Source organism: Rhodococcus sp. IEGM 1408, assembly GCF_033142235.1.
In the GTDB taxonomy this organism is placed as follows: domain Bacteria; phylum Actinomycetota; class Actinomycetes; order Mycobacteriales; family Mycobacteriaceae; genus Dietzia.
In genome coordinates, this window is the sequence record NZ_JAWLRW010000004.1 from 271,266 (window position 1) to 293,716 (window position 22,451).

Here is a 22,451-nt window from a genome sequence, read left to right on the forward strand (position 1 = left end):
CCGTGGTGCCTGTCGACGCACGTCACTTCTCATCGGAACCGTAGTGGTCGTCCACGCCCGTCCTCACCTCGTGTCGGCCGCCGGCGGTCGCGCCCGCGCCGGCTGACTGGGCCGATCCCGACTTGCCGTTCCCGTGCCCGCGCGCCGCCCACTCGGCCCGGATGGCTTCCTGAGCGCCCTCGGGGAGCGTGTCCATCATCTCGGCGACCCTCTTCTCGCGGCGGGTCTCCCCCTGCCGCTCGGGCCCACCCGGCGTCGGCTGCATCTGCGACGGGACACCCGTCACCTCGTCCTCGCCCGGGGAGCCGTCGTTGTGGCCGGCGTCGGCCTGCGCCTGCTCCTCGCGCATCTGGGCGTCGTCCTTCTCCTCGGACATCCCGATCGGACCCAGCTTGGAACCACGGAGGAACTGCCGGACCGACGGCTCCTCGCTGGTGAGGAGCACCTCGCGGGGGCCGAACATCACGAGCTTCTTGCGGTAGAGCATGCCGAGGTTGTCCGGCACGGTCCGGGCGAGGTTGATGTTGTGCGTGACGATGAGGATCGTCGCGTCGATCTGCGCGTTGATATCGATGAGCAACTGCGCGAGGTAGGTGGTGCGGACCGGGTCGAGTCCGGAGTCGGGCTCGTCGACCAGGATGATCTCGGGGTCCAACACGAGGGCCCGGGCGAGGCCCGCGCGCTTGCGCATGCCGCCCGAGATCTCACCGGGGAGCTTGCCCTCGGCCCCGGTGAGTCCGGTGAGCTCGAGCTTCTCCATCACGATGTCCCGGATCTCGCTCTCGGACTTCTTGGTGTGCTCGCGGAGCGGGAACGCCACGTTGTCGTAGAGGTCCATCGAGCCGAAGAGCGCGCCGTCCTGGAACAGGACCCCGAACAGCTTGCGGATCTCGTAGAGCTCCTTGGCGGTGCACTGGAGGATGTCCGTGCCGTCGATGATGATCTGGCCGGCCTCGGGGCGCAGCAGCCCGATGAGCGACTTGAGGAACACCGACTTACCGGTGCCCGACGGCCCCAGGAGCGCACTGACCTCTCCCTGGGGAAGGGTGAACGTGACGTCCTCCCAGATCTTCTGCGATCCGAAGGACTTGGTCAGTCCCTCTACAGATATCTCGATACCCACGTCACCACTCCTCACGGCAGCCATCGTCTGTGGCCACGGTCACTGTAAACTACCGCTCGGGGAACCCGCTTTGTTACATACCGATAAGTATTGGATCACCCCGATCTCAGGCGCCACGACCTCGGGATACTCCGCTGCCGCCCCCGGAAGTGACCCGGACACGCCGAAGGGGCGGCCCGGCGACTACGCCGGACCGCCCCTGGCGGTACTACTGGTGAATCAGGTCACTTGAGCGACGCGGTGGCGCCGGCGGCCTCGAGCTTGGCCTTGGCAGCCTCAGCGGTGTCCTTGTCGGCCTTCTCGATGATCGCCTTGGGAGCGGACTCGACGAGATCCTTGGCCTCCTTGAGGCCCAGGCCCGAGACGAGCTCGCGGACGACCTTGATGACGCCGATCTTCTTGTCGCCGGCCGACTCGAGGACGACGTCGAACTCGTCCTGCTCGGCGGCGGCCTCAGCGGCGGCCGGGGCGGCGGCCGCAGCGGCGACCGGAGCGGCCGCGGTGACCTCGAAGGTGTCCTCGAACAGCTTCACGAACTCAGAGAGCTCCAGGAGAGTCATCTCCTTGAAGGCTTCGAGCAGCTCGTCGTTGTTGAGCTTCGCCATGGTGGCGTCCTTTCGTTTGGTCCCGGCGCCGCTGAGCGACACCGGAAACGTGTGGGGGGTGTGTCAGTTCTTCTTGTCTTCGAGCGCCGCGAACAGACGTGCCAGCTGCGAAGCGGGCGCGTTGAACAGGCCGGCGGCCTTGGCCTGGTTGCCCTTGAGGGCACCGGCCATCCGCGCGAGCAGGACCTCGCGGGATTCGAGCTCGGCGATCTTCTCGAAGTCGGTGGTGGACAGCGGCTTGCCGTCCATGACACCGCCCTTGATGACGAGCGCCTTGTTGTCCTTGGCGAAGGTCTTGAGCGCCTTGGCGGCCTCTACGACTTCACCGGTGACGAACGCGATGGCGGTGGGGCCGGTGAGGAGGTCGTCGATACCCTCGACCCCGGCGTCCTTCGCTGCACGCTTGACCAGGGTGTTCTTGGCCACGGTGTACGTGGCCGAGTCCCCGAGGGCCTTGCGCAGCGCGGTGACCTGCGGAACGGAGAGTCCGCGGTACTCGGTGACCACGGCCGTGCCGGAGTTCTGGAAGTGCTCCGTGATCTCCGTGACGGCCTGGACCTTTGCGGGCTTTGCCATGTTTCGCCTCCTTTCTGCTTCGTCTCGCCCGGAAATGCACGAACGCCCCGTGCGCAGGCGGCACGGGGCGTGGAGGTCGCGGCCCGAGGGCACGCACAACTTTCCGACGCTGACCGGTGTTCTCCTGCGCGGGCCGTCCGGGCGCTCCCGGACCCTTCGACCACCCCCGGCGGGAGCGGCGACCTGCGGTCTTCGGTGAAACTTGATCAGTTGCCAGACGGACATCGCCGTCAGGCGTTCAAACTTCCCAGCAAGGATATAGCCCGCCGGCTACTCACGCCAAATCCGCCTGGTATGCAGTGAATGGCGGGCCCGGCACGTTTCTGACACTGTTGTGCCGTGTCCCCTGCCTCCTCCCGTGTCGCCGTCGTCTACAACCCCATCAAAGCCGGTACAGACGAGGTCCGCCGTCGCGCCGTCGAGAGGGCGTCGATGCACGGCTGGTCCGAGCCGGTGTTCTACGAGACCACCGAGGAGGATCCGGGAACCGGTCAGGCCGAGGAGGCCGCGGCGAGCGGTGCCGGCCTCGTGATCGTGTGCGGCGGCGACGGCACGGTGCGCTCGGTCGCCCAGGGTCTGATAGGCAAGAACATCCCCATGGGTGTGGTCCCGCTCGGCACCGGGAACCTCCTCGCACGCAACCTGGACATCCCCCTGGACGACGTCGACCGTGCACTCCGCGTGGCGATGAGCGGGAGCAGCCGGACCATCGATGTGGGCGAGGTCCGGTACACCGACGGCGACGGCGACTCCCACGACGATGTCTTCCTGGTCATGCTCGGCGCCGGGATGGACGCCGACATGATCGCGGGCACGGACGACAAGCTCAAGGCCCGGGTGGGCTGGTTGGCCTACGTGGGCGCCTTCGCCAACACCCTGCTGCGTGGCCACCGGATCAAGGTGCAGTACTCCCTCGATGACGGCGCGGAGATCCATACCCGCGCCCGGACCCTCCTGGTGGCCAACTGCGGGATGCTGCAGGCGGGGATGGTCCTGGTTCCCGACGCCGTGATCGACGACGGTCTGCTCGACGTGCTGGCCCTACGGGCCAAGGGCCCGCTCGGCTGGACCCAGGCGGGCGCGCTGCTCGCCCATCACACGTTCCGACACCGCGTCAGCGCGCTCCGCAAGAAGGGTGCTGCTCCGGCCACGGAGAAGGAGAGCCTCCAGACGCGGCCCCTGGACTTCCGCCAGGGTGCGGCGGTGTCAGCCCGGGTGCTCGAGAAGCCCGCCGCGTTCCAGATCGACGGCGAGGACTGCGGAACCGTCACCGAGTTCGCTGCCCGGATCAAGCGGAGGGGACTCACCGTCCGGGTCGGGTAGTGACCCGCTCCCCCCTCAGAGCCCATCTAGAGTTCTTGGAGTAGGCGCCGGAGGGCGCGACCTCCGGGCACACACCGGGACGCACGAGGACGGGGAGCACGTGGAACCGACACACGCGGACGCGGGCCGCACCGGCCCTCTCGACGGCATCGTGGTCCTCGAGCTGGGCACCCTCATCGCCGGTCCGTTCGCGGGCCGGCTCCTCGGCGACATGGGCGCGCGGGTGATCAAGATCGAGGATCCCGGGCGCCCCGACCCCCTGCGTACGTGGGGGCAGGGCGAGCGCGACGGACGCCGCCACTTCTGGACCGTCCACGCCCGCAACAAGGAATCGGTGACACTCGACCTGCGCTCGGACGACGGCGCCGGCCTCTTTCTCGACCTGGTGGCCCGCGCCGATGTGGTTGTGGAGAACTTCCGCCCCGGCACCCTGGAGAAGTGGGGGCTGGGGCCGGACCGGCTCCACGAGATCAACCCCGGCCTGGTGATCGGACGGGTCTCCGGCTACGGCCAGACCGGTCCCCAGTCCGCACGCGCGGGTTACGCCTCGGTCGCCGAGGGCGTCTCCGGCCTGCGGCACCTCAACGGCTTCCCCGACCGGCCACCGCCCCGTCTGGCGCTGTCGCTGGGCGACACCCTCGGCGGGATGTTCGCCGCCCAGGGGATCCTCGCGGCGCTGCTCTCCCGCGCGACCACCGGCCGCGGTCAGGTGGTCGACGTCGCGCTGACCGAGGCGTGCCTGGCCGTGCAGGAGTCGGTGATCCCCGACTACGACGCGGCGGGAGTCATCCGCGGCCCGTCCGGGACCCGGCTCGAGGGAATCGCCCCGTCGAACCTCTACCAGTCCTCCGACGGCGTGTGGGTGATCATCGCCGCCAACCAGGACACCGTCTTCCGTCGGCTGTGCGGCGCGATGGGCCGTCCGGAGCTCGCCCACGACCCGCGGTTCGTCGACCACTCCGCCCGCGGTGCCAACCAGGACGAGATCGACGGGATCATCGCCGACTGGGCCGGGCAGCGCCCGGCCGAGGAGATCCGCTCGGTTCTCGACGCCGCCGGGGTGGTCGTGGGTCCGGTCAACACGGTGGCCGATGTGATGGTGGACGAGCAGTTCCTCGCCCGCGGCATGCTGGTGCCACACACGGTTCCGGGGGTCCACGACACCGTGCTCGGCCCGGGGGTCGTCCCCGTCCTGGACACCACACCGGGATCGGTCCGCCGGGGCGGGGCGCCCGAGCCGGGATGGGACAACAGAGCCGTCTACTCCGACCTGTTGGGCCTGGACGACGAGCGGCTTGCCGACCTCACCGCCCGTGGTGTCATCTGAGTCCGGGCTCAGGCGCCGGGCAGGGTCCAGTCGAACTCGCGGCCGTTGCCGTGGGCGCCGGCCGAGGCTCGTGACCGCGAGGTCTCCCCCAGCTCGGCCAGCATCCGGTCCCCGGCCCCCACGAGGGCGTGGAAGGCTTCCGGCCCCAGCCAGTCCGGGCGCAGGGCGAACACCACGTCCTCGGTGGCGGTGTTTCCGGACGCGCCGGGCGCGAAGGGGCATCCGCCCAGCCCGCCGAGCGCGGAATCCACCATCCCCGCTCCGGCGTCGACGGCGGCCAGCGTGTTGGCCACGCCCATCCCCCACGTGTCGTGGCCGTGGAAGACGATCCGGCGCCCGTCCGCCGCCCCCGCAGCCGCCGCGACGAGGGCGCCGACCTGCCGCGGATGGGCCTGACCGAGGGTGTCGGCCAGCACCACGTCGACGGTGCCCTCTCCCCGCGGGTCAGCGATCAACCGCAGCACCCGGTCGGGGTCGACCGCACCGGTCAGCGGGCAGGTGAACGTGGTCGCCAGGCACAGTTGCACGGTCCCGCCCACGGCGGCGGCGGCCGCAACGGCATCGGGCAACGCAGCCATGCTGGCCTCGGTGTCTCGTCCGATGTTGGCTCGGTTGTGCTCGTCTGTGACGGACAGGCAGTACTGGAACCGGCGGACCCCGGCGTCGGCGGCGCGACGGACGTGACCCGGGGTGGCCACCCACACCCAGCAGCGCCTCCGCTCGGACTCGGTCAGCGCGGCGACCACCTCGAGCGTGTCTGCCAACGCCGGGACGAGGTCGGGCCGGGCCATGGACCCCACCTCGAGTTCCGGGACGCCCAGCCCGAGAAGGGTGCGGACCAGCTCGACCTTGGCGCTGGTGCGCAGGCGACCCTCGGTCAGCTGGAGGCCGTCGCGGAGCGCCACGTCCCGCACCGCGACGGATCCGGTGGGGCGCAGGGAACCGGAGGGCTGCGTGGTCATGGGGCCATCCTTCCGCATCTTCGATCCGGCCGGAGCGACGACGGCGCCGGACCACCTCGGCGCGGCGCCATCGCCGGAGAGAGCCTCCGCCGGAGTCGCCGGGGTCGCCGGGGCCGTCGGGGCCGCCAAATAAGGGGGGCCCCGCGCCGGAACACCGGACGCGGGGCCTCCCCCGAAGCAGTTCAGCTTATGCGGAGTCGGCGTCCGACTCGAGCAGCTTGACGACCGCCGTGTTGTCGACCGGGATGCCGGGTCCGGTCGTGGTGGAGATGGTGACCTTCTGCAGGTAACGGCCCTTGGAGGAGGACGGCTTGAGACGCATGATCTCGTCGATGGCCGCCTGGTAGTTCTCCGTGAGCTGCTCCGCCGTGAAGGACGCCTTGCCCACGATGAAGTTCAGGTTGTTGGCCTTGTCGGTGCGGAAGGTGACCTTGCCGCCCTTGATGTCGTTGACCGCCTTGGTCACGTCCATCGTGACGGTGCCCGTCTTGGGGTTGGGCATGAGGCCACGCGGGCCGAGCACGCGGGCCACACGGCCGACCTTGGCCATCTGGTCCGGGGTGGCGATCGCGGCGTCGAAGTCGAGCCAGCCGCCCTGGATCTTCTCGATGAGGTCCTCGGAGCCCACGACGTCGGCGCCGGCGGCCTCGGCCTCGGTGGCCTTCTCGCCCGCGGCAAAGACGATGACGCGAGCGGTCTTGCCGGTACCGTTCGGCAGGTTCACGGTGCCGCGGACCATCTGGTCCGCCTTGCGGGAGTCGACGCCAAGTCGCATGGCGACCTCGACGGTGGCATCCATCTTCGTCGAGGAGGTCTCCTTGGCCAGAGCCAGGGCTTCCAGAGGCGAGTACAGCTTGGTGCGGTCGACCTTTTCAGCCGCAGCCTTGTAGGCCTTACTGTTCTTGCTCATGTGAATTCCATTCCTGCCGCGTGACTACGCGGCGGTCGGGTGTGGTGCGGGCCTGAGCTGCCCTCCCACAGATACGTGTGGTGGTGGAGGTCAGGCCTCGACCGTGATGCCCATGGAACGGGCGGTGCCGGCGACGATCTTCGCCGCGGCGTCGATGTCGTTGGCGTTGAGGTCTTCCAGCTTGGTCTGCGCGATCTCACGAACCTGGTCCATGGAGACCTTGCCGACCTTGGCCGAGTGCGGGGTGCCGGAGCCCTTCTGCAGGCCGGCGGCCTTGAGCAGGAGCTTGGCGGCCGGAGGCGTCTTGAGCTTGAAGTCGAAAGAGCGGTCCTCGTAGACCGTGATCTCGACCGGGACGACGTTTCCGCGCTGGTTCTCGGTGGCGGCGTTGTAGGCCTTGCAGAACTCCATGATGTTGACACCATGGGCACCAAGAGCCGGACCGACCGGCGGGGCCGGGTTGGCGGCTCCGGCGTTGATCTGGAGCTTGATTAGCCCAGTGACCTTCTTCTTCTTCTTCGGAGGCATCGTTTTCCTGATTCTTCGACGGGATCTCGGTCCACGCTGTACACGTGGGAGGCCGACTGTCGTGTGCGCCGCTCGCCGCGTGCCGACCCGTCAGGCGGGCAGGCATGCGGTAGCGCAGTCGCAACCTTGTAGATTCTACGTTCAACAGTCGTTCAACGACTAATCGTCGTTGCCGCTCGCCCGAACATGCCTAACGACGAACCCGCCCCGCGCTGGGCGCGGGACGGGTCGGCTGAGCAGAGTGCGTGGTCAGTCGATCTTCTCGACCTGGGAGAAGCCGAGCTCCACCGGGGTCTCGCGGCCGAAGATCGAGACGAGAACCTTGAGCTTCTGCGAGGCCGGATCGACCTCGGAGATGCTGGCGGGCAGGGTGGCGAACGGGCCGTCCATGACGGTGACCGACTCGCCCACCGTGAACTCCACCTCGATGGCCGGCGGAAGGAGCCCGCCCTCGCCGTCGGCGCCTGCCGCGGGCGACTTCTTCTCCGGCTTGGGCGCCAGGAACTTGGCCACGTCACTCAGGGAGAGCGGGGTGGGGGTGCCGGCGGCACCGCCGGTCGCGCTCACGAACCCGGTGACGCCGGGGGTGTTGCGCACGACGCCCCAGGACTCGTCGTCGAGGTCCATGCGGACCAGCACGTAACCCGGGAGGACCTTGCGGTTGGCGACCTTCTTCTGGCCGTTCTTGACCTCGGTGAACTCCTCGACCGGGACCTCGACCTGATAGATCTTGTCCTCCGCGCCGAGGGTGACCGCGCGGGTCTCGAGGTTGGCCTTGACCTTGTTCTCGTAACCGGCGTACGAGTGGATCACGAACCAGGAACCCGGGAGCTTCCGGAGCTGACGCTTGAAGGCGATGATCGGGTCGATCGCCGGCGCGGCGTCCTCGGTGGGGGCTTCTGCCGGGTCGCCCTCGGCGTCGCCGTCGGTCGCATCGGTCTCATCGCGCACGTCGTCGTCGCCGACGGTCTCGTCGATGACGTCGTCGTCGCTGTCAGCGCCGACGACAGCGTCGATGGCCGCGTCAACCGCCTCGGCGGTCGGCGGGACCGCGGTATCGGTGGGATCCGCGGAGGTGTCGCCGAGCACCGCGTCTGCCTCGGTCTCAGCCTGCTCGGCGGCAGCCGGGCTCTGCTCGACGTCCTCGGACTCGGGGCTCTGGTCGATGTCGCTCACGGAAATTGCGGTCCTCTCGAAGTTCGGCGGTCCGGATCTCGCTCCGGACCCATGCGGCTGGTATCAGCGGTCGAAGACGAGCTCGACGAGCTTGCCCGCTCCGAAGTCGACGCCGGAGACCAGCGCGGTCATGAAGATGAGGAACAGGAACACCACGATGGTGTAGGTGACCATCTGGTTGCGCGTCGGCCAGATGACCTTGCGCAGCTCCTCGACGACCTGTCCGACGTACTGGAACGGGTTCGTCCGGTTGCTCCGCGTGTCCTCCGGCTTGTCCGCATCCGTGCGGACCCGGTCGGCGACGGTGGTGTCGCCTCGACCCGCCTTGCCGGTCGGAACTGCAGCGGCGTCGGAGTCGCGGGCGCCGCGGGTGTCGACGTCGTCGTCGCGATCCTGGCTCACGCGATTACCTCCGGGTCGTGTGGTGGATGGCGGGGAAGTGCAGGGGCGACAGGACTTGAACCTGCAACCTGCGGTTTTGGAGACCGCTGCTCTGCCAGTTGAGCTACGCCCCTTCGGCCGGTTTCCCGGCCACCCGTGCCGTCTGCTGATCACGGACCGCACGAACGCCTCGACTCTACAGTGTCGGCGACTGCCTCAGGCAGCGCGGGCCGCGACCGCGGGCGGTCGGGTTACCCAGTGTACGACAGCGCCGCCGATGGCCCGAATCGCGCCTCGTGAACCCGCCCACACCCCGCTGCGACCTGCCTGATCACAGGCCGCCCAGCGAGACGGTGACGATCGCCTTGCCGAACACCTTGACCCCTCCGCAGGTCACCGCGAGCGCCATGTCAGCCGTGGAACCGTCATCGGCGACCTTCTTGACCGTGCCGGCCACCTCCAGCCTCGCGGGGCCGTCCGCGGGCACCACCACGGGTCCGGCGAACCGGATCGACGTGGCCAGCACGCGATCGGCTCCCCCGGCCCACTCGGCCACCAGCCCGATGACCAGAGCGGCGGTGAGCATCCCGTGCGCCACTACGCCGGGCAGACCGAGCGCCCGGGCCGCCTCGTCGTGCAGGTGGATGGGGTTGTGGTCGCCTGCGGCGTCGGCGTACCGGCGCAGGTCCTCTCGCGTGATCTGACACGTGCGGACGGGCAGCGCGTCGCCGGGCCTCGTCGTCGTCGTCGTCGTCTTAACCGTCGAGTCGTGCGTCGTCACTCCTCCACCTCCGCCGTGAGCAGCGCGCTGGACAGGGACTGGACGTCGCTGCCGTCGGCGTCGCGCAGCACGGTGTCGAAGCCGATCATGCGCCCGCCGCGAGCGGACCGTACGCCGGTGACCGTTGCTGTGGCGGTGAGGGTGTCGCCCACCGCGATGGGCCGGTGGTGCTCGGAGGACTGCGCCGTGTGGAGGGTGCGGGACAGGTCGATCCGCAGCGCGGGGTGCTCCATCACCGCGCGTTGGACCGGCGCGGTCAGGGCGGCGGCCAGCGTCGCGGGGACCTGGCCGGCGGGGGCGCCGACGGCCTCGGCGAAGCGCGCCACCACCTCGGCGGTGACGGTGACGGGATCACCGACGACGACGAGGTCGTCAGCTGCGTTATCTGTGCTCACACCGGCCGACGCTACCCGACCCGTTCCACCCGGAACCGCCGGCGCGAGGCGGCTGCGGCTCCTACGGTGGGGGCAGTCGACCAGGGAGTGCGCCCGTGAACCAGAACGACCGGACAGATCGACCCGAGACCGGGCAGGGCCCGAACGGGCAGGGGCCGAACGGGCAGGGTGCGGTGGCCGGCCACGGCGGCTCCCACGCCACCGCCGTCGCCGCCGCCCACGGGGTGCGGACCATGTTCACGCTCTCCGGCGCGCACGTCTTCCCTATGTACGACGCCGCGGAGAAGGAGGACCACGGTGTGGCGTTGCTGGACGTGCGGCACGAGCAGACCGCCGCGTTTGCCGCCGAGGCCACGGGCAAGCTCACCCGCTCCCCCGGCTTGGCCGTGCTCACCGCGGGGCCCGGCGTGACCAACGCGGTGTCCGCGCTGGCCCAGGCCTCGTTCTCCGGCGCCCCCATGGTGGTGCTGGGCGGCCGCGCCCCCGCGGGCCGCTGGGGCACCGGCAGCCTGCAGGAGTTCGACCACGTCCCGGTGGTGGCGCCCGTGACCGTGTCCGCGGAGACGGCGCGGGACACCGCCGACATCGCCGCGGCCACCCATCGGGCGTTCACCGCCGCGCGCACCGCGCACCGGGGACCGGCGTTCCTCGACGTCCACATGGACCACTTCTTTGACCGGTGCGAGTCCGTGCGGCCGGGGCCCGGCTCCGGCCGCGGAACCGGCGCGGGGACGGGGACCGATTCTGCGGCCGACCGCTCCCCCGACACCGACGCGGTCGACCGGATCGCCGACCTGGTGGCGCGCGCCGAGCGACCCGTGCTCGTGCTGGGCTCGGACGTGTGGGCCGACGGCGCCGAGCATGCGGCACTGCGCTGCGTGGAGGCGCTGGGCCTGCCGGTCATCGCGAACGGCATGGGCCGGGGTGTCGTCCCGGCCGGCCACGGCCTGCTCGTGTCCAGGGCACGTGGCATGGCGTTCGGGGCGGCGGACCTCGTCGTCGTCGTGGGTACGCCGTTGGACTTCCGCCTGGGCTACGGCGTGTTCGGGGGCAGGGACGGCGCCCAGCCGGCCACGGTCGTCCACGTCCAGGACTCCGACGGCCAGCTCAGCCACCACGCGAACCCCGCCGTGGCCACCTCGGGCGACCTGGGGCTCGTGTTGGACGCGCTCACCGAGGCCGTGCAGCGCCGAATCGCGCGCCCGGACTGGAGCGGCTGGGTCCGGACGCTGCGGGAGAAGGCCGATGCCACCCACGCCGCCGACCTCGCCCTGCTGAACGCGAGCGCCGACCCCATCCACCCGGCACGCATCTACGGCGAGCTGCTGCCCCGGCTGGCCGAGGACGCGGTGGTGATCGGCGACGGCGGCGACTTCGTCTCCTTTGCCGGCAGGTTCATCGAGCCCGCCCGGCCCGGCAGCTGGCTCGACCCGGGACCGTTCGGCTGCCTCGGCGCCGGCCTGGGCGCGGCGATCGCGGCCCGTATCGCCCGCCCCTCGAGTCAGGTGGTGCTGCTGCTGGGCGACGGCGCGGCCGGGTTCTCGCTGATCGACGTGGACACCCTCGTGCGCCACAACCTGCCCGTGGTGATGGTGATGGGCAACAACGGCGCGTGGGGGCTGGAGAAGGGCCCGATGCAGATGCTCTACGGCTACGACGTCATCGCCGACCTCGCCCCACGGACCCGCTACGACGAGGTGGTCAGGTCGCTGGGCGGGGCCGGTGAGATGGTCACGGATCCCGCGCAGATCGGGCCCGCGCTGGACCGCGCCTTCGCCAGCGGGGTGCCGTATCTGGTCAACGTGATCACAGACGTAGAGGCCGGGTATCCGCGCTCGACGTTCGGGGTCTGACCGCCGTCGCGGAACCGGGGTCTCGGAATCGGCGTCGGAGCGGGATCCGCCCACGACAAAGGCCGCCCGCGACTGCGGGCGGCCTTTGTTGGTGTCGTACCGGTGGGGGGACTCGATCCCCCGACCTCACGATTATGAGTCGTGCGCTCTAACCAGCTGAGCTACACCGGCATGCTCTGCCAGCCGGGCTGTCGAACCGCCCGCACAGTGCGAGCCCCCTGTCGGAATCGAACCGACGACCTATTCCTTACCATGGAATTACTCTACCGACTGAGCTAAGGGGGCCAGCTACCCTGAGTCGCGGATCGCTCCGTGGCTCGGGGTTAAAGCCTCTAGCAGATTACACACACGCTCGAACGGGGCACAAATCGCCCGGTCGGACGCGCTCTGCCCGTCCACTGGCAGGATGAGGAGCATGCGCATCTCCGTCGTCGTCCCCGTCCTCGACGACGCCCACGAACTCGCCGGATGTCTGGTCTCGCTGGGCTCCCAGACGCGCCTTCCCGATGAGATCGTCGTGGTCGACAACGGGTGCAGCGACGACAGCGTGGCGGTGGCGCGCGCGGCCGGTGCCCGCGTGGTCGTCGAGCCCGTGCGGGGGATCCCCTCGGCCGCCGCCACCGGTTACGACTCGGCTGCCGGCGACCTGATCGCCCGGCTGGACGCGGACTCCCGACCCGGCCCGGACTGGCTGGAACGGATCGAGAGCGCGTTCACCGATGACCCGGAGCTCGTCGCGCTCTCGGGTCCGGGCGAGTTCATCGGGCTGAGCGGGTGGCGGGCCGTAGCCGCTCGCCTGCTCTACATGGACGCGTTCTTCTTCTCCGTCGGCGCGGCGATGGCCCACCCGGTGCTGTTCGGCTCGAACCTGGCGATCCGCCGGGAGGCCTGGGAGCGGGTCCGCGGCGGGGTCAACCGGACGGACCCGGAATTGCACGACGACATCGACCTGTCGTTCCAGTTCGGTGCCTCCGACCGGCTGCGCGTGGACCGCACGTTGACCGTGGGCATCTCCGCGCGGCCGTTCGACGATCCCGCCGCGATGCGCCGACGCTTCTCGCGGGCGTTCCGGACGATCTTCCACAACTGGCGCACCAGCCCGCCCTCGGAGCGGTGGATCGAGCGCGTCCAGCGCTGAGCCGGCGGGGCTTCCGGCTCGACTCCGCCTCGTTACCGAGGCTCCGCTCGCGCACTCAGGCCCGGCCGGGCAGACGGGCAGCACGTCCCGCCTCGGATACGCTGCCTCTTCGGCGTCTGCTGCCTGTCTGCACCCAAATACCGGGCCTACGCTGGCCGAATGGACCATTCAGTCAGCGTAGGACAAGGAGGCAGCGTACCCGGGGCCGGATATGCTGGCGCTCTGTCCGTCCCGGCTGCCGGGTGCTCCGCAGACCCGGAGCGCAGCGAAGTCGGGGCCGGGTGCCTCAGGTCCAGACGAGCACCGACCACAGCACGAGCTGCGTCACGCAGAACCCGGCCAGCATGTTGAGCACCAGGAAGCGCCTCCAACCCTCGTTGGTGCGCTCGGCATCGGCGTCGGTGACCCGCACGTAGGCGGCCACGGTGGCCAGGTACGGCAGGATCGCGAACGCGGCCCCGGAAGCCGGCCAGGGGGCCGCGACCAGCAGGACCAGCACCGCGGCCGCGTAGCAGGCGACCGCGAACCACACCGTCGTCCGCGCCCCGAGCACGGTGGCGACGGATTTCAGGTCCGCCTCGCGGTCGAAGCGCACGTCCTGCACCGCCCCGAACGCCTGGGAGGCGGCGCCCCACAGCATGAACGCGATCAGGCACGCCCACACTCCCCCGGACAGCTCGGCGCCGGCGATGGTCCAGCCGACGATCGCCGGGGAGACGAAGTGGAACGCCGAGGTGATCGAGTCCAGGAACTGGATCTCCTTGAACCGCAGCCCCTTGGCGCTGTACGCGATCACCGCGAACGCGCTCGCGGCCAACCACAGCGACGACTCCCACGAGCCCACCAGCACCAGGTACGCCAGGAACGGCACTGTCGTCACCGCGGAGGCGACGAGCGTGGCGGTGTGCCGGGACCGCTGGAGCACGGATCCCTCGACGCCGCCCTTACGGGGGTTGCGCATGTCGGACTCGTAGTCGAAGACGTCGTTGATCCCGTACATCGCGAGGTTGTACGGCACCAGGAAGAAGACCGTGCCGATCACTCCGACAGCATCGAACCCGCCTGTGGCCAGGAAGTAGGCCAACGCGAACGGCGCGGCCGTGTTGACCCACGAGACCGGTCGAGAGGACCAGAACAGCGTGGTCAGCAGTCCGGGGGTCGCGGGCTGCTCGAGGATGCGGACCTCGTCGTCGTCGACCTCGGGTGGTTCCTCCCGCGGCCCCGCGGTGAGCAGCGACCACACCGACGGCACGAACACGGCGGCGGCGACGGCGTAGGCGAAGTCCTCGATGGGCGCCACGCCCAGGCGGATGCCGCTGGTGAGGGCGTCGTCGTAGGCCACGAGCCCGGCGGAGATCATGACGTTGTCGAAGATCGCGGTGAGCACCAGCACCACCGCGAGTGCGCCGCCGACCCCGGTCAGCCAGCGGCGGCGCTCCGGCCCGCGCAGACGCCAGGCGGCGAGCAGCGCCACGGCCACCACGGGGATGGACATGGTGAGGTTGAGGGTCGTGTAGAGGCTGGTCACCGGCGGTCCCCCGTCGTGCGGGCGCGGGCAGCAGTCCGTGCCGCCGCGAGGTGCTCAGCGGCGAGCGAGACGCCCGCCGCGCACACCAACGCGAGGTGGGACAGGAACGCCAGGAACACGACCTCCTCGATCGGGACCTCCGGCGCCACGGTCAGCCCCGTCATGAAGTCGGTCTGCCCGCGGAAGAACACCCCACTGCGGACGCCGAGCACATCCCAGGTGAGCAGCAGCGCCACGGAGGCGGTGACGGCGAGCGCGGCGGCGGCCGGGGCGCGGAACGCCGCCAACCTCCAGCGGTGGTCGATCACCAGGATGCCGGTGAACGAGACCACCTGGACCGCCAGGTAGGCCAGCCCGATCACCGGTCGAACACTGCTCGGTCGAACACCGTGCCCCCGCCGGGCTCGGCCACGGGAGCCGTGCTCGTGTCGCCCCGGAGGTGTTTGAGTATCAACTCGGCGCTGATGAGACACATGGGCAGGCCGATCCCCGGGATCGTCGAGGCTCCCGCGTAGTAGAGCCCGTCGACGTGCTTGGAGACGTTGCGGGTGCGGAAGAACGCGCTCTGCGTGAGCGTGTGGGCGGGACCGAGGGCGGTGCCGCGCCAGGCGCCGAGGTCGGACTCAAGGTCCGCGGGGGCGATGGTGCGGCGGACGACCACCCGCTCCGCCAGGTCCCCGATGCCGGTCCAGGCGGCGATCTGGGCGATCGCCTGGTCGGCCGCGGCCTCGATCGTCGGGTCGCCGGCGCCGTCCACCCCGCCGCGGCCGAGGCCGGGATCGGCGGGGATGGGGACCAGCACAAAGAGGTTCTGGTGCCCGGCGGGGGCGATCCCGGAACCCTCGGCGTCGGTCGCGCTGGGCCGACAGACGTAGAGGGAGGCGGGGTCGGGGATGTGGGTCTCCTCGCCGAAGATGGCGTCGAAACCCTCCTCCCACTTCTCCGTGAACAGCAGCGTGTGGTGCGCGAGCTGCGGCAGCTCGCCGCGGACGCCGAGCAGGAGCAGCAGCGCGCCCGGCCCGGGGGTGCGCTTGTCCCAGTAGGACTGGGGGTAGGTGCGCAGGCTCTCGGGCAGCCACCGGGTCTCGAGGTGGTGCAGGTCGGCGGCGCCGACGACGAGGCCGGCCGGGAGCGTCCGCTCCTGCCCTGCGCGGTCGCGCACCCGCACCCCGGTCACCTGGGCCCTGGCCTTCGCGGACCCGCGGCCGCCGCCGCTCGCGGGTGTGGTGGTGAGTTCAACCGCTTCGGTGCCCGTGTGGATGCGCACCCCCTGCGCCTCGGCCACCCGTCGCACGGCCGCGATGAGCTCGGTGAACCCACCCCGCGGGTAGAGCACCCCGTCGGTGAGGTCGAGGTGGCTCATGAGGTGGTAGATCGACGGCGCGAGGTACGGCGAGGACCCCAGGAACACGGCCGGGTAGCCGAGGATCTGCTGGATGCGGCGGTCGGTGAACCGACGGGCCACGAAGGACTGCAGTGGCTGCACCAGGCGTGCGACCAGCGTCCCGGCCCGGGCCAGCACGTCCGGGCGCACGAGCGCCGGATAGGAGGTGAAGTTGGTGTAGAGGAACCGCCGTAGGGCCAGGTCGTAGGTGGTCCTGGCCGAGTCGAGGTACTTCCCGAGCGTGGCGCCGGCCCCGGGCTCGAGCGACTCGAACTGCGCCGTCGACGCCTCCCGGTCCGAGCGGATGTCCACCGGCTCGGCGTGACCCTCGAAGTAGACGCGGTAGCCGGGGTCCAGGCGGACCAGGTCGAGCTGCTCGGCGGCCGAGGTGCCGCACAGGCGGAAGAAGTGGTCGAAGACCTCGGGCATCAGGTACCAGGACGGTCCGGTGTCGAAGCGGAACCCGCCGGCCGACCAACTCCCGGCGCGGCCGCCGACGGAGTCCGTGGCCTCGACCAGCGTGACGTCGCGGCCCTCGTGGGCGAGCAGCGCCGCCGTGGCCAGGCCGGCGATGCCGCCGCCCACCACCACCACGGGCCCGTCCGGGGCACCGCGACGCGCGCGGGCGCCCGGCAGTCGGGAGGTCTGGGCGCGGGCACTCATCGGGACCCCGCCCGTCCACGTGCTGCTCTGCCATCCCCTGGTCGTCCCCGCCCCGGTCTTCCGTGCCCCGTGGCGGCCCGGCCGATCACGGCGAGCTTGACCGGGTTCGGCACCCGGACGCGGCCCGCGCCCACCCCGGCGGCGCCGGCGGCGCCGGCGGCCCGGAGCCGGTCGTTGAGCTCGGCGAACAGGTCGTGGGCGGCCAGCACGGCCAGCCGATCCCGCCCGGGGATCCGGTCGATCGTCGCCCGCGCGACGCGCAGGTCCGCGTCCACGTCGTCCGCGAGCTCGGTCACGTCCCGGTTGGTCAGGGCCCGGGGATCGCGACCGGGCAGGTAGTTCCGGCCGAGGTCCAGCGAGTCCTCCCGGACGTCCCTGAGGAAGTTGACCTTCTGGAACGCCGAACCGAGTGCGCGCGCGCCCGCGGCCATCTCGTCGTCGTCGCCCAGTCCCCCGCCCGCGAAGGTCCGCAGGCACATCTCGCCGATCACCTCGGCCGAGCCGTGGATGTAGCGCCGCAGCGACCCCTCGGTGTGCTCGGTGACATCGAGGTCGGCTTCCATCGAGTCGTAGAAGGGGTCGATCAGTCGGGCGTCGATCCCGAACCGGCGGGCGGTGTCGGCGAAGGCGTGGGTGACCGGATCCGGGTCCAGGCCCCGCTCGAGGGCGCGGTGGGTGCGCAGCCGCGCGTCGGCGATCAGCTCACGGGCCCCGGTGGGGTCGTCCATGGCGCCGTCGACGACCTCGTCCCCGACCCGGGCCCAGGCGTAGACCGCCGCGACGTGCGGCCGGGTGGCCGGCGCCAGCAGTCGGCAGGCCAGGGCGAACGACGTGGAGTACCGGCGCAGGATCACCTCACTGCACTTGCGTGCGGCCTCCGTGAACTCGGCGTGCGGGCTCTGCGGGGTCATCGGGTCCTCTCGAGGGCGGTGGCCAGGTGGGGTCCGAGGGCGGCTCGGAGCTCGTGCGGGACGGCCGGGGAGTCCAGCGCGGCGCGGGCGGCGGTCACCAGGTCCGCGGCGATGCCCAGCGCGTGGTCGCGGGCGCCGCACTCGCGCAACAGCGCCCGCGCCGTGGACGGGTCGGGCAGGGCGTGGTCGGAGTCAGCCCTGGAATCAGCCCTCGAGTCAGCCCTCGCGTCAGCCCTCGCGGAACCGGCCCTCGTGGAGTCAGTCCTGCCGAGTGCGGCGTCGATCCGCGGCCACGCGTCGGTCGTGGCGGCAAAGGCGAGCAGGACGGTGGGGGCCCGGCGCAGCAGGTCGCCCTCGTTGGACTTGCCGGTGACGGCCGGGTCGCCGAACACGCCCAGGACGTCGTCTATCACCTGGTACGCGGTGCCCAGGTGGCGGCCGGTCTCGCGCAACGGGGGGATCAACTCCTCGGGCGCCCCGGCCAACACCACGCCCAGCACCAGCGGCAGGATCACCGAGTAGGCCGCGGTCTTGGCGGCGCCGATCGCCAGCGCGTGCTCCCGGGTCGGGGGCTCGTCGTCGGTGGCCCCGTGGACGTCGGCGTACTCGCCGGCGACCGAGGCCACCACGGCGCGCTCGACCTCCTCCAGGGCGCGGCGCAGCACGGGGGGTGAGACGGGCAGGCGCGCGAACTCGCCCATCGCGGCCACGAGCAGCAGGTCGCCGCCGAGCAGTCCCCCGACCATGCCGAGGTGGCCCGCGGTCTCCGCCGGCACCCCCCGAGCGGCGGCCCTGGCCGTGGTGCGGCCCTGCAGGTTCGGCTCGCCCCGGCGGTGGTCGTCCCCGTCGGCCAGGTCGTCGTGGACCAGGAAGGCCTCGTGGAGCAACTCGAGCGCCTGGCAGGCGGCGGCCCGGACCGCCTCGTCCCGGCCCCCGGCGGTGGCGTAGACGGCGTCGAACAATGCGGAGCGCATGCCCTTGCCCGAGCGGGTGGTGCGTCCCAGGTCAGCCGCCCAGTCGTCGACGGCGGGGCCGAGGCCCGCGGGCACGTCGCGGGCGGTCATCCGGTGGGCGGCGGTTACCGATGCCAGTGTCATGTCTGGTTGTTCGGAGCCGGGGCTGGCATGGATACGTCTCACCTCGAATCTCGTTGACGAGATGCGGCGTCTCGGGGCTCAGTGCACGTGACCGCGAGTGACAACGATTGCACACGACAACCCTAGCGCGGCCCCGAAATGCACGAAGACCCCCGCTTGTGGCGGGGGTCTCGCGTGCCAGATGATGGATTCGAACCAACGTAGGACTAAGCCGACGGATTTACAATCCGCTCCCTTTGGCCGCTCGGGCAATCTGGCGTGCACCTTGAAGGCGCTACGACACGATACAACGATCGTGACCCCCGGTGCCAAATCGGGGGCGAGCCGATCAGGGGTGCGGACAGGGTGGCCGGGGCGGGCGGCCCTGCCGGGTAGCCTGGCCGGGATCGACCCTCACCCACGTCAGGAGCGCGTCCATGGCCTCGGAATCCTCATTCGACATCGTCTCGGAGTTCGACCGCCAGGAGGTGGACAACGCCCTCAACCAGGCCGCCAAGGAGCTGGGCACCCGGTACGACTTCCGCGGCACCGACGCGAGCATCGACTGGAAGGGCGAGGACGCGGTGGAGATGATCGCCAACTCGGAGGAACGCGTGCTGGCGGCCAAGGACGTCTTTGTGGAGAAGCTCGTCCGCCGCGGGCTGAGCATGAAGGCCCTGGAGGTGGGCGACCCCATCCCCTCCGGCAAGACGTTCCGCCTGGTCGGCTCCCTCAAGCAGGGCATCGACAAGGAGAACGCCAAGAAGATCACCAAGCTCCTGCGCGACGAGGGCCCCAAGGGCGTCAAGGCGCAGATCCAGGGCGAGGAGATCCGGGTGTCGTCCAAGAAGCGCGACGACCTGCAGGAGTGCATGGCGCTGCTCAAGAAAGCCGATCTCGAGGTCGCGCTGCAGTTCACCAACTACCGGTAGACCGCCGACGGTGGCTGGCGTCCGAGTGGTGGCAGCGGCCGTGGGACTGTCCCTCCTCGCGGGATGTTCGGTCGGGGGCGACGACGACGAGGTCGCGCAGACCCTGACCGTCTTCGCCGCCGCCTCACTCGCGAGCGCGTTCACCGAGATCGCCGAGGACGTCGAGCAGGACGATCCCGGGGTGGACGTCCGACTGTCCTTCGACGGCTCCTCCGGCCTGGTCGACCAGATCGCCGGCGGCGCCCCCGCGGACGTGTTGGCCTCGGCTGACACCACCACCATGGACCGGGCCGTGACCGAAGGTCTGGTCGCCGGCGAGCCCGCCGTGTTCGCGACCAACGCGCTGACCCTGATTACCCCGCCCGGGAATCCCGCCGGGATCACCGGACTCGACCGCTCCCTCGCCGGCACCCGCCTGGTCATGTGCGCGGAACCGGTCCCCTGTGGCACCGCCGCCCGCACACTGGCCCGGGCGGCCGGGGTCGAGCTGCGCCCGGTGAGCGAGGAATCAGGCGTCACCGACGTGCGCGGCAAGGTCGCCTCCGGCGAGGCGGACGCGGGGATCGTCTACGTCACCGACGCGATCGCGGCCGGGGACCGGGTCGAGCAGGTCAGGATTGCCGGGGCGCCGGCCGATCCCAACCGCTATCCCGTCGCCGTCCTGGCCGGGGCCGACGATCCCGCGCTGGCCCAGCGGTTCGTCGACGCCGTCACCGGCGCGGAGGGCCGGGCCGTCCTGGCGCGCCACGGGTTCGGCCCACGGTTGCCAGACCCACCGTTGCAAGGCTCGCGATTCTCGGACCCACCGTCGCCAGGCTCGCGATTGTCGGACCCGCCGTTGTCAGGAACGCCGTGACCAGGCCGACCGTCACCCGGCCCCCGCTGCCCCGGTGGCTGCTCGTCGCCGCGACGATGGCGGTGGCCCTGGCCGCCGTCCCGCTGCTCGGCATGGCGGTCCGCATCCCGTGGGCTGACGTACCGGGGTTGCTCGCCTCCGAGGCCGCGCGGGAGGCCGGGCTGCTGAGCCTGCGGACGTGCGCGGTCTCCACCCTGCTGTGCGTGCTGCTGGGCACCCCGCTCGCGTTGCTGCTGTCCCGGAGTCACGGGCCACTGGCCGCTCTCGCGCGCACCGTGACGGCGCTGCCCATGGTGCTGCCGCCGGTGGTGGCGGGGTTGGCCCTGCTCATCACGCTCGGGCGCACCGGGGTGCTGGGCCGGCAGCTGTCGGTGCTCGGGATCGAGGTCGGCTTCACCACCGCCGCTGTGGTGATCGCCCAGACCTTCGTGGCCATGCCGTTCCTGGTCGTCGCGCTCGAGGGCGCGTTGCGCTCGGTGGACGCGCGGCTCGAGCGCACCGCCGCCTCCCTGGGCGCCTCCCCCACCCGCGTGCTCGCCACCGTGACGCTGCCGCTGGTCCTGCCCGCCCTCGTCGCCGGGGCCACCATGTCCTTCGCCCGCGCGCTGGGCGAGTTCGGCGCCACGCTGACCTTCGCCGGCTCGCTGCAGGGCACCACGCGCACCCTGCCGCTGGAGATCTACCTGAGCCGGGAGACCGACACCGAGACCGCCCTCGCGCTGGCCCTGCTGCTCATCGGAGTGGCCGCGCTGCTCATGGCCGCCTCGGCCTGGGTCGCCCGGAGAGTAGTGGTGGGTCGTGGCTGAGCCCCCGGCCACGCTGGCGGCCACCCTCGACTGTCGCGTCGTCGACCGCGACGTCGAGCTCCACCTCCCGGTGCCCACCGGCCGCCGACTGGCGATCGTCGGCCCCAACGGCGCGGGCAAGTCCACGGTGCTGGCGTTGCTCGCCGGGCACCTGCGCCCCGACTCCGGGGAGGTCCACCTCCACGGCGAGACGGTCAGCTCGCCGCGCACCCACGTGCCCGCCCACCGCCGCCGCGTGGTGTCGCTGGAGCAGCGGCCCGGGCTCTTCCCCCACCTGTCCGCGCTGGACAACGTGGCGTACGGCCCCCGGGCCCGCGGGGTGCGCAGGCGGGCCGCCCTCGACCGCGCCCGCGCCGAACTCAAGGCCGTGGGCTGCGGCGGGCTCGCCGACCGCAGACCCCACGAGCTGTCCGGGGGCCAGGCCCAGCGGGTGGCGCTGGCCCGCGCCCTGGCCGTGGACCCGGAGATGGTCTTGCTCGACGAACCGCTGGCCGCCCTGGACGTGGAGGTCGCGCCCGGGATCCGGCGTCTCCTGGCCGATCGGCTCGCCGGCCGCACCGTTGTTCTGGTGACCCACGATCCGCTGGACCTGTGGGCGCTGGCGGACGACGTCGTCGTGGTCACCGGGGGCCGCGCCGTCCAGTCGGGCACGGTCGAGGGCGTCCTGGCCCGCCCCGGATCGGACTTCGCCGCCCGCCTCGCCGGGGTGTCGTTGGTGGAGGGCACGGTGGTCGACGACGACGAGCTGCGCACCCCCGCCGGCGACGCGGTCACCGGGTATCGCCCGGATGCGGTCCCGGATGCAGTGCCGGGCTGGCGGCCGGGGGCGCGGGCGATCGCGACCCTCGATCCGCGGGCGGTGGCGATCCATGCGGTGGCGGGGCCGGCGGGCGCGGTGGAGCCGGCGAGTGCGGTGGAGCCGGCGGGCGCGGGGAGGCCGGCGAGTCTGACCAGCCCCCGCAACGCCTGGCCGGCGCGGGTCGTGGGGCTCGCTCCGGCGGGGGCGCTCACGCGGGTGACCGCCGAGCTGCGGGACGGGCAGCGCGTCGACGCCGAGGTCACCAGCCGCTCGGCCGCCGAGTTGGCCCTCGCGCCGGGTGTGGCCGTGACGCTGGTGGTCAAGGCCGCGCAGATCGCCCTCTACCCGCGCGGCTGACCCGGCGCTCCACCGGCTTTGGTCTCTCGCAGACACAGCCGCCCCCCGAGATGGCGTCTCG

Annotated in this window: 23 protein-coding genes and 4 tRNA genes; 8 read left to right on the forward strand and 19 right to left on the reverse strand. The window is 71.3% G+C overall.

From position 1 onward, the window contains the following. Positions 1–22 precede the first annotated feature (22 nt). The 3 genes from R4P08_RS08585 to rplJ form a co-directional block, all read right to left on the reverse strand. Positions 23–1,123: an ABC transporter ATP-binding protein gene (locus R4P08_RS08585; protein ID WP_317813379.1), complete on the reverse strand. Its 1,101-nt coding sequence runs from the start codon at positions 1,121–1,123 to the stop codon at positions 23–25. A 224-nt stretch (positions 1,124–1,347) separates the two neighbouring features. Further along, the gene (gene rplL / locus R4P08_RS08590; protein ID WP_317813380.1) at positions 1,348–1,728 is read right to left on the reverse strand and encodes a 50S ribosomal protein L7/L12; all 381 of its coding nucleotides are present in this window, start codon (positions 1,726–1,728) and stop codon (positions 1,348–1,350) included. A 63-nt stretch (positions 1,729–1,791) separates the two neighbouring features. Continuing rightward, positions 1,792–2,304, reverse strand: a complete 513-nt coding sequence (gene rplJ / locus R4P08_RS08595) for a 50S ribosomal protein L10 (RefSeq protein ID WP_317813381.1) — start codon at positions 2,302–2,304, stop codon at positions 1,792–1,794. A 339-nt stretch (positions 2,305–2,643) separates the two neighbouring features. Here rplJ and R4P08_RS08600 point away from each other — a divergent pair, with 339 nt between their 5' ends. Continuing rightward, positions 2,644–3,627, forward strand: coding sequence for a diacylglycerol/lipid kinase family protein (locus R4P08_RS08600; RefSeq protein WP_317813382.1), 984 nt, complete (start codon positions 2,644–2,646; stop codon positions 3,625–3,627). Positions 3,628–3,727: 100 nt separating this feature from the next. Further along, a complete protein-coding gene (locus tag R4P08_RS08605; RefSeq protein ID WP_317813383.1) occupies positions 3,728–4,954 on the forward strand; it encodes a CaiB/BaiF CoA-transferase family protein in 1,227 nt (408 codons plus the stop codon). Positions 4,955–4,962: 8 nt separating this feature from the next. Here R4P08_RS08605 and R4P08_RS08610 read toward each other — a convergent pair whose 3' ends face one another. The 8 genes from R4P08_RS08610 to hadA all read right to left on the reverse strand — a co-directional run bounded on the left by R4P08_RS08610 (position 4,963) and on the right by hadA (position 10,087). Next, positions 4,963–5,916, reverse strand: a complete 954-nt coding sequence (locus R4P08_RS08610) for a hydroxymethylglutaryl-CoA lyase (RefSeq protein WP_317813384.1) — start codon at positions 5,914–5,916, stop codon at positions 4,963–4,965. A gap of 187 nt (positions 5,917–6,103) precedes the next feature. Next, positions 6,104–6,826, reverse strand: a complete 723-nt coding sequence (gene rplA, locus R4P08_RS08615; protein ID WP_317813385.1) for a 50S ribosomal protein L1 — start codon at positions 6,824–6,826, stop codon at positions 6,104–6,106. Positions 6,827–6,916: 90 nt separating this feature from the next. Further along, entirely contained in the window at positions 6,917–7,354 is a 438-nt protein-coding gene (gene rplK, locus R4P08_RS08620) for a 50S ribosomal protein L11 (RefSeq protein ID WP_317813386.1), read from the reverse strand. Between the two features lie 249 nt (positions 7,355–7,603). After that, the gene (gene nusG / locus R4P08_RS08625; protein ID WP_317813387.1) at positions 7,604–8,530 is read right to left on the reverse strand and encodes a transcription termination/antitermination protein NusG; all 927 of its coding nucleotides are present in this window, start codon (positions 8,528–8,530) and stop codon (positions 7,604–7,606) included. Between the two features lie 63 nt (positions 8,531–8,593). Beyond that, positions 8,594–8,932, reverse strand: a complete 339-nt coding sequence (gene secE / locus R4P08_RS08630) for a preprotein translocase subunit SecE (RefSeq protein ID WP_317813388.1) — start codon at positions 8,930–8,932, stop codon at positions 8,594–8,596. Between the two features lie 40 nt (positions 8,933–8,972). Beyond that, positions 8,973–9,045 (reverse strand) — tRNA-Trp (locus tag R4P08_RS08635). Positions 9,046–9,242: 197 nt separating this feature from the next. Continuing rightward, positions 9,243–9,692, reverse strand: coding sequence for a MaoC/PaaZ C-terminal domain-containing protein (locus R4P08_RS08640; RefSeq protein ID WP_317813389.1), 450 nt, complete (start codon positions 9,690–9,692; stop codon positions 9,243–9,245). Continuing rightward, positions 9,689–10,087, reverse strand: a complete 399-nt coding sequence (hadA, locus tag R4P08_RS08645) for a (3R)-hydroxyacyl-ACP dehydratase subunit HadA (protein WP_317813390.1) — start codon at positions 10,085–10,087, stop codon at positions 9,689–9,691. The genes R4P08_RS08640 and hadA overlap by 4 nt, the downstream gene beginning before the upstream one ends. A gap of 173 nt (positions 10,088–10,260) precedes the next feature. Here hadA and R4P08_RS08650 point away from each other — a divergent pair, with 173 nt between their 5' ends. Beyond that, a complete protein-coding gene (locus R4P08_RS08650; protein WP_411741185.1) occupies positions 10,261–11,940 on the forward strand; it encodes an acetolactate synthase in 1,680 nt (559 codons plus the stop codon). Between the two features lie 97 nt (positions 11,941–12,037). On the opposite strand, the gene R4P08_RS08655 is transcribed toward R4P08_RS08650, so the two are convergent. Then, a tRNA-Met gene (locus tag R4P08_RS08655) sits at positions 12,038–12,111 on the reverse strand. 41 nt (positions 12,112–12,152) lie between these two features. Further along, positions 12,153–12,225 (reverse strand) — tRNA-Thr (locus tag R4P08_RS08660). A 121-nt stretch (positions 12,226–12,346) separates the two neighbouring features. Here R4P08_RS08660 and R4P08_RS08665 point away from each other — a divergent pair. Further along, positions 12,347–13,078 carry a glycosyltransferase family 2 protein gene (locus R4P08_RS08665; protein WP_317813392.1) on the forward strand — a complete coding sequence of 244 codons (732 nt, stop codon included), beginning with the start codon at positions 12,347–12,349 and terminating at the stop codon, positions 13,076–13,078. A 286-nt stretch (positions 13,079–13,364) separates the two neighbouring features. Here the strand turns inward: R4P08_RS08665 and R4P08_RS08670 are convergent, their stop codons facing one another. The 6 genes from R4P08_RS08670 to R4P08_RS08695 form a co-directional block, all read right to left on the reverse strand. Next, the gene (locus R4P08_RS08670; protein WP_317813393.1) at positions 13,365–14,606 is read right to left on the reverse strand and encodes a prenyltransferase; all 1,242 of its coding nucleotides are present in this window, start codon (positions 14,604–14,606) and stop codon (positions 13,365–13,367) included. After that, complete coding sequence (locus tag R4P08_RS08675; protein WP_317813394.1) at positions 14,603–14,968, reverse strand: lycopene cyclase domain-containing protein; 366 nt, start codon at positions 14,966–14,968, stop codon at positions 14,603–14,605. Before R4P08_RS08675 ends, R4P08_RS08670 begins: the two co-directional genes overlap by 4 nt. Next, positions 14,965–16,653 (reverse strand): phytoene desaturase family protein, encoded by a 1,689-nt coding sequence (gene crtI, locus R4P08_RS08680; RefSeq protein ID WP_317813395.1) that lies wholly within the window; start codon positions 16,651–16,653, stop codon positions 14,965–14,967. The genes R4P08_RS08675 and crtI overlap by 4 nt, the downstream gene beginning before the upstream one ends. Then, entirely contained in the window at positions 16,650–17,564 is a 915-nt protein-coding gene (locus tag R4P08_RS08685) for a phytoene/squalene synthase family protein (protein ID WP_317813396.1), read from the reverse strand. Before R4P08_RS08685 ends, crtI begins: the two co-directional genes overlap by 4 nt. Continuing rightward, positions 17,561–18,661 (reverse strand): polyprenyl synthetase family protein, encoded by a 1,101-nt coding sequence (locus tag R4P08_RS08690; RefSeq protein WP_317813397.1) that lies wholly within the window; start codon positions 18,659–18,661, stop codon positions 17,561–17,563. The genes R4P08_RS08685 and R4P08_RS08690 overlap by 4 nt, the downstream gene beginning before the upstream one ends. A gap of 175 nt (positions 18,662–18,836) precedes the next feature. Continuing rightward, positions 18,837–18,919 (reverse strand) — tRNA-Tyr (locus tag R4P08_RS08695). A gap of 158 nt (positions 18,920–19,077) precedes the next feature. Between R4P08_RS08695 and R4P08_RS08700 the strand changes: the two genes are divergently transcribed. Genes R4P08_RS08700 through R4P08_RS08715 form a run of 4 tightly spaced genes read left to right on the forward strand, consistent with a single transcriptional unit; the run spans position 19,078 to position 22,390 of the window. Next, entirely contained in the window at positions 19,078–19,572 is a 495-nt protein-coding gene (locus R4P08_RS08700; RefSeq protein WP_317813398.1) for a YajQ family cyclic di-GMP-binding protein, read from the forward strand. Between the two features lie 10 nt (positions 19,573–19,582). Then, entirely contained in the window at positions 19,583–20,428 is an 846-nt protein-coding gene (gene modA / locus R4P08_RS08705) for a molybdate ABC transporter substrate-binding protein (protein ID WP_317813399.1), read from the forward strand. A 56-nt stretch (positions 20,429–20,484) separates the two neighbouring features. Beyond that, complete coding sequence (locus R4P08_RS08710; protein ID WP_317813527.1) at positions 20,485–21,234, forward strand: ABC transporter permease; 750 nt, start codon at positions 20,485–20,487, stop codon at positions 21,232–21,234. Beyond that, positions 21,227–22,390, forward strand: coding sequence for an ABC transporter ATP-binding protein (locus R4P08_RS08715; RefSeq protein ID WP_317813400.1), 1,164 nt, complete (start codon positions 21,227–21,229; stop codon positions 22,388–22,390). Before R4P08_RS08710 ends, R4P08_RS08715 begins: the two co-directional genes overlap by 8 nt. Positions 22,391–22,451 lie beyond the last annotated feature (61 nt).